General features: G+C 43.5%; 7 protein-coding genes. 1 reads left to right on the forward strand and 6 read right to left on the reverse strand.

Annotated features, from left to right (window positions below):
• Positions 1-107: 107 nt before the first annotated feature.
• Positions 108-467 (forward strand): 50S ribosomal protein L19, encoded by a 360-nt coding sequence (gene rplS, locus PHI47_RS14510; RefSeq protein WP_015652941.1) that lies wholly within the window; start codon positions 108-110, stop codon positions 465-467.
• A 57-nt stretch (positions 468-524) separates the two neighbouring features.
• Here rplS and PHI47_RS14515 read toward each other — a convergent pair whose 3' ends face one another.
• The 6 genes from PHI47_RS14515 to PHI47_RS14540 are packed head-to-tail and all read right to left on the reverse strand — an operon-like array spanning position 525 to position 5,655.
• The gene (locus PHI47_RS14515) at positions 525-1,343 is read right to left on the reverse strand and encodes a CorA family divalent cation transporter (RefSeq protein WP_299939005.1); all 819 of its coding nucleotides are present in this window, start codon (positions 1,341-1,343) and stop codon (positions 525-527) included.
• Positions 1,343-1,795: an SsrA-binding protein SmpB gene (smpB, locus tag PHI47_RS14520; RefSeq protein WP_299939007.1), complete on the reverse strand. Its 453-nt coding sequence runs from the start codon at positions 1,793-1,795 to the stop codon at positions 1,343-1,345. The genes PHI47_RS14515 and smpB overlap by 1 nt, the downstream gene beginning before the upstream one ends.
• A complete protein-coding gene (locus PHI47_RS14525) occupies positions 1,788-2,564 on the reverse strand; it encodes a 4-(cytidine 5'-diphospho)-2-C-methyl-D-erythritol kinase (protein ID WP_299939009.1) in 777 nt (258 codons plus the stop codon). The genes smpB and PHI47_RS14525 overlap by 8 nt, the downstream gene beginning before the upstream one ends.
• Positions 2,561-2,791: a carbon storage regulator CsrA gene (csrA, locus tag PHI47_RS14530; RefSeq protein WP_015652945.1), complete on the reverse strand. Its 231-nt coding sequence runs from the start codon at positions 2,789-2,791 to the stop codon at positions 2,561-2,563. The genes PHI47_RS14525 and csrA overlap by 4 nt, the downstream gene beginning before the upstream one ends.
• The gene (truB, locus tag PHI47_RS14535) at positions 2,785-3,606 is read right to left on the reverse strand and encodes a tRNA pseudouridine(55) synthase TruB (protein WP_299939011.1); all 822 of its coding nucleotides are present in this window, start codon (positions 3,604-3,606) and stop codon (positions 2,785-2,787) included. The genes csrA and truB overlap by 7 nt, the downstream gene beginning before the upstream one ends.
• Positions 3,607-5,655 carry an ATP-dependent helicase gene (locus PHI47_RS14540; protein ID WP_299939013.1) on the reverse strand — a complete coding sequence of 683 codons (2,049 nt, stop codon included), beginning with the start codon at positions 5,653-5,655 and terminating at the stop codon, positions 3,607-3,609.
• Between the last annotated feature and the right edge of the window lie 196 nt (positions 5,656-5,851).

Consider the following 5,851-nt stretch of genomic DNA (forward strand, 5'->3'; position numbering starts at 1 on the left):
AAAGGGAAATCACAGTAAAATTCGTGCACTAAAATCGTCTCTGTCTGAATGCAAAACAAAATACTTCAGACCGGAGCAGCTTCAAAAGCATAAAATAAGGACATCTTATGAAAAATAAGTACATTGCTAGCTTCGAGCAAGCACAAATCGCTAATAAAAACGTTCCTGAGTTCCGCGCAGGTGATACTCTTCGTCTTGCTGTAACTATTACAGAGGGCGAAAAATCACGTGTTCAAAATTATGAAGGTATCTGTATCTCTATCCGTGGAGAAGGTACTGGTCGTACTATTACTGTACGTAAAATCGGTGCTAACGGTGTTGGTATCGAGCGTGTATTCCCAATCTACAGTGACAGCCTCGAGAAAATCGAAGTTCTTCGCCGTGGTCGTGTACGTCGTGCGAAATTGTTCTATCTTCGTGACCTTGCTGGTAAAGCTGCACGTATTAAAGAAATTCGTCGTAAATAATCCCCCTTGCCGCGCTCTTTTTTGCGGCAATTCTTTCACCTCTTCTTTTTAGAACATTTACTCTTTTTTGATTTTCCATAAGACACCGATTGTCAGCAACGCTGCGAATACAATCATAGACACAAATGCGTCCAATGTCCCCATGGTGTGTTGAAAAGGCAATCCCCCCGTATTCATTCCGAAAAACCCCACGACCAGATTAAGCGGTAAGAAGATAACTGAAATAATAGTAAGAAGATAAATACTGCGGTTGAGGCGGTCATTGGTACGGATATTATGATAGCGATAGATATCATCGAGCTGATCGTTAGCTGCGACGGTTGAGCGTAAAGATCTCTCTAAATGTTCGTGTAAATCGTTAAACTCGTTCAAAAGATTACTTTTGGAAAGATCGGATTTACTGACAAAACGCTCAAATGTATCGACCGCTTTGATAACGACTCTTTCGGTTCTAGAGAGCTCTTTTTTAAGGATATGCCATCGATCCATCGGATTAAATGACTGCTTCTTATAAAGACTTTCTTCGATAAATGCGATTTTGTCATGTGCAATTTCAAGGTCATCCATAAAGGCATCGATCTTTTCGTCTAGAAAGAGGTAAAGGTCTTTAAAGCCGTTTTCAAAAAGAGTAAGCTCTTCAGATTTTCGATGGTAAAGATAGACCTCTTTGTCGACAATAACAAAAGCGTATGAAAAAAATCTCCCTTTTGTTTTCCAATATTCATTTGAGCGTAGTGCCAGTATGTTGGCTTTTCCTTCCCATAACTCCGGTAATCTGAGAATCAATATTTGGTATGAGCCAAATGCTTCGTATAAAGAGGGATGGATGGGATTTTGAAGGTCTTTGAGGTGAAGTTCGTGAAGTTCTACCATCATTATTCCCCTTTAAGGGCTCGTTCCATATCACGTTTGAGGCTTTTCTCTTTGAGGTCATCACGTTTATCGTAAAGCTTTTTCCCTTTAACGATCGCAACCTGCATTTTGGCGAGGTTTTTATCATTGAAGTAGATACTGAGCGGTACAAGGGTAAACCCCTCTTTTTCGACCGCTTTGAACATTTTATCGATCTGTTTTTTATGTAGAAGAAGTTTACGGCTCCCCCGCTCTTCGTGAGAGTAGAAATGATGAGTGGTATCGAGTACCCCGATGTGGACGCCAAAGACAAATGCTTCACCTCGAACGATTTTGATAAAACCGTCTTTCAGATTGACCCGTCCGGCACGGAGTGCTTTGACTTCACTACCTTTGAGCACGAGCCCCGCTTCGAATTTCTCTTCGATGTAGTAGTCAAAAAAAGCTTTTTTATTGGTGGCTATGTTTTCACCCATGGGTATCATCCTTGATTCTAAAAAAACTGCTTCCGCTGCCGGAGAAAAACCATCCCTCTTTTTCACTCAGTTCCGGATAGCATCCTAAAGCCGCATTATAAAGATCATTTGCTTCCTTGGAGTTAATGGAGGCTAATATCTCGCGTGAAGGGGTTGCTTCAAGTCGTGTTGATTCTTCTTTACTGATTGGTGCGAACAGATGTTCTCGATAGTAGCGGTATACCGCAGGGGTACTGATTTGAAGTTCAGGGGTAGTTACTTCAAAATCAATCAAAGGTTCATTATAACGTTCGACGATCTCTCCGATTCCACTGACATTGGCACTCTCATAACCGTAAACGAAAAAAGGGACATCCGCACCGACGTTGGAACCTATCTCTGCTAACTCTTCGACACTCAACCCTAACTCCAGCTCTTCATTACACATTCGTAAAAAGGTTGCCGCATCCGAACTGCCGCCGCCCAGACCTGCAAAAGAAGGGATATTTTTTTCGACGCAGACGGCATAGTTCTCAAAAAAAGATGAAAGATTGTCGGAATGGGTGGCGCTTTGAAGGTATTTATAGGCTTTATAGATGGTATTGGAGTGAACTTCGCAATCAAAATTTCCACGAATTTCAAATTCGGGAGTTGATTTCGGTTCAAACCATAATGTGTCAAAAAGGCTCTTGACTTGCATGAATCGGGAACTTAAAGTGTGATAATCTCCCCGCATTCCGGTGATTTTGAGAAAAATATTGACTTTGGCGTAGGCGCGGTAACGGATCATAATTTAAGTTTTTGTACCAGTTGTTGTAGGAGGGACTCATCATGCCCCGATGAGGCTTCTTTGTTTGAATCTTCGACAGCGCGAACCAATTCACTTCGTAATACCCGAATGTTGTGAGGGGCATCGATCCCCAGTTTCACCACCCCTTTTTCAATGGAAACCACTTTGACGGTGATTGTATCGGCGATAATGATCGATTCTTCGGGTCTGCGGGAGAGAATCAGCATGCTTCAACCTTGTTCAAAATATAACGGACACCCTCAGGTGTTATCTCAAGGATCGAGATAGTATCGCCGTTGTCGATCCAATAGGTTCCCTCTTCGCTAATATCGAAGTCATCGCGGTTTAGGGGTTGTCCCAGTAGGATCGTTTGTAATATGCCATTATAGCGGTTTTTGGGAATTGCTAGAGAGGTTTTAATATCGAGGGGAATTTCATTTTCATAGATGAATTGTCCTTCGTTGAGCCTCTCCAGTGCACTCAAGGCTCCATCAGAGCCTAAGTGGCTTGCGATCATTTCTCCTAGTGAGCGGATATAGCTTCCCTCTGATACTGTGGCTTCAAAGGTGATAAACGGATGACAGTAGTGAATTAAGGTAAGATCATAGATTGTAGAGGTGATTTCTCTCAGATCAACCTCTTTCCCCTCTCGGGCAAACTCATAGGCTCTACGACCCTCGATCCGCTTAGCACTGTATTTGGGGGGAAGGTAGGTAAGTTCGCCTTCCAGTGAGTGCAATATATCTCGGATTCGCTCTTCGGAGACGGGCTTTGTTTCACTGATTTTTTCGACTTTTTCGATGTCAAGTGTGGGGGAATAGGCTCCCACCCAGAGGGTAGCGCGGTAGCGTTTCGGAGTTTTATTCAAAAATCGAAAGAGCCGCCCGTGATTACCGAATGCAATGATCAGCACCCCTTTCGCAAACGGGTCTAAGGTTCCAGAATAGCCCGCTTTTTTGACTTTATAACGGCGTTTTAGCTGACCTAAGAGTTGATTGGAACTGATGCCGGTGGGTTTATAAGCGACGAAGAGACGATTCAATTAAAGTTTCTCCACAAATGAGGCGAGAATATCCCGTTTATTGCCGCCGAAGTTGATGCTGAGTTTAAACTCGCGTCCCGCTTTGCTCACCCCTTCGACCCGTCCGGCGCCGAAGATCTTATGACGCACTAAATCCCCTTTTTTATACGAGGTATTTTTTTCCAAGATAAGTGAACCTTCGCATAAGCCTGCTTCGTTGATAAAACGGCTTTTTTGGAGTTCAGTACGACGCCCTTTGTAAAAGCGGCTGTTGACGTTGGAGAGGGTAAGATTGTTTTTGGCACGGGTGATCGCAACATATCCAAGACGACGTTCTTCTTCGAGATCACTTCCATCGCCGATGAGCGGTAAAAACCCCTCTTCGAGACCGATAACGAAGAGGTGCTCGAACTCAAGCCCTTTGGAAGCGTGGATGCTCATGATATAGATACTCTCCCCCTCGACTTGATCTTGTTCACTTTGCAGGGTGATGTCATTGAGAAATTCGGCTAATGAGGCATCAGGATTTTGTTTGACATAATCGCGAAAGAGTCCATAGAACTCATCGACATTGGAGATTTTATCCCCTTCATCGGGCAACCCTTTTAGCGTCTCTTTGATCTTGAAACGCTCTTCGAGCAGATCGATAAATCGGTAGATGGCTTCTTCGGCGACGCGACGGAGTTCCAGAATCTCAGCGACAAAATCACGGAGTTCTCCGGCACTTTTTTTCCGCACCAACCCTTCGAGCTCGCTATCGCTTAGGGTAGAAATAAACTCAAACATTGATTTGCTCGCCTCGATGGAGGAGAGCTCGATTTTATCGATCGTCGCTTTTCCCAGTCCCCGCTTGGGCTTATTGATGATACGTTTGAGTGAGAAGTTATCATGTACATTGGTGATAACCCGTAGATAGCTGATAAGATCTTTGATTTCGGCACGATCATAGAAGCGCAATCCTCCGACAAGTTTGTAAGCTACACCGGCACGGTTGAGTCCCTCTTCAAGTGAGCGACTCAGTGCATTGATTCGATAGAGTACGGCAATTTCATTGGGGCGGACTCCGCTGGAAATGAGTCCTTTGATCGCCTTTGCTATCTTTTGGGACTCTTCGCTCTCGTCGTTTGAGGTAATGGTTTGGACATCATCGCCTCCGCTTTTAGTAGCAATGAGAGTTTTGCCCAATCGAGAGCGGTTATGTTCGATTAGAGCATTCGCCACAGTAAGGATCGCTTGGGTGGAACGGTAATTGTGTTCGAGCTTTACCACCATTGCATCGGCAAAATCCTGGTCGAATTCGAGAATATTGCGAACATGTGCTCCTCGCCATCCGTAAATACTCTGGTCATCATCACCGACAACACAGAGGTTATTGTGGGTACTGCACAGTTTTTGGAGGAGTCTGAGCTGGAGCTCGTTGGTATCTTGGTACTCGTCGATCATAATATATCGGTATTTTTCAGACGTTTGAGTACACAAATCGGGATGTTCATCCAATAGTTTATAGGTGAGACAGAGGAGGTCATCAAAGTCGACGAGGTTATTTTTCAGCAGATAGGCTTCGTACTCTTCATAGATTTTTGCGATGTGTTTATAGTTGGTAAGCTCAGCTTGCGCGTAGGCTTCCTGTGGATCAATGAGTGAGTTTTTGTAGCGCGATATTTCACTGGCGATGAGAGCGGTTGGAAGGTCAGCATTAATTTTTTTTATGATCTTTTTTTTGTCATCGGTATCGATTACGACGAAATTATTGAGCCGACCCAGTAAATGGATATGAAATTTTAAAAACAACAGCCCAAATTTATGAAATGTGCAGAGTAATGGAGGATACGAGTTTTGAGCAATTAGGTTCATTGCCCGTTCTCGCATCTCTTTGGCCGCTTTGTTGGTAAAGGTGAGGGTGAGCGTATTGCCTGAGGGGATACCTACCTGGTCGAGAAGATAGGCGAGGCGTGAGGTGATGGTTTTAGTTTTTCCGCTTCCGGCACCGGCTAGAATGAGCAACGGACCGTCGATTTGTTCGACTGCACTGCGCTGTGCTTCATTGAGACCTGCAAGAATTTTGTCCATACCGTTATCGCCTTGACTGGGTTATATAGTTATTTTATTATAGCCCAATTTTTCTATTTTTTTAAATAATATGAAAATACTTGCTTTAGTTATAATGATGGGTTATAATACTGCTATTCATTCAACTTATAGGAATTATTATGTTAAAAGACTTTGCGAAACTTATGACTTTTCTCACGGTAGTCCGTGAAAAAAG

This window comes from Sulfuricurvum sp., from assembly GCF_028713855.1.
Taxonomy (GTDB): Bacteria; Campylobacterota; Campylobacteria; order Campylobacterales; family Sulfurimonadaceae; genus Sulfuricurvum.

Bases quoted from the DNA above. Each gene is read 5' to 3' on its own strand.
- PHI47_RS14515 (WP_299939005.1), bottom strand. From the start codon at position 1,343: ATGATGGTAGAACTTCACGAACTTCACCTCAAAGACCTTCAAAATCCC.
- csrA (WP_015652945.1), bottom strand. From the start codon at position 2,791: ATGCTGATTCTCTCCCGCAGACCCGAAGAATCGATCATTATCGCCGAT.
- PHI47_RS14525 (WP_299939009.1), bottom strand. From the start codon at position 2,564: ATGATCCGTTACCGCGCCTACGCCAAAGTCAATATTTTTCTCAAAATC.
- smpB (WP_299939007.1), bottom strand. From the start codon at position 1,795: ATGGGTGAAAACATAGCCACCAATAAAAAAGCTTTTTTTGACTACTAC.
- rplS (WP_015652941.1), top strand. From the start codon at position 108: ATGAAAAATAAGTACATTGCTAGCTTCGAGCAAGCACAAATCGCTAAT.
- PHI47_RS14540 (WP_299939013.1), bottom strand. From the start codon at position 5,655: ATGGACAAAATTCTTGCAGGTCTCAATGAAGCACAGCGCAGTGCAGTC.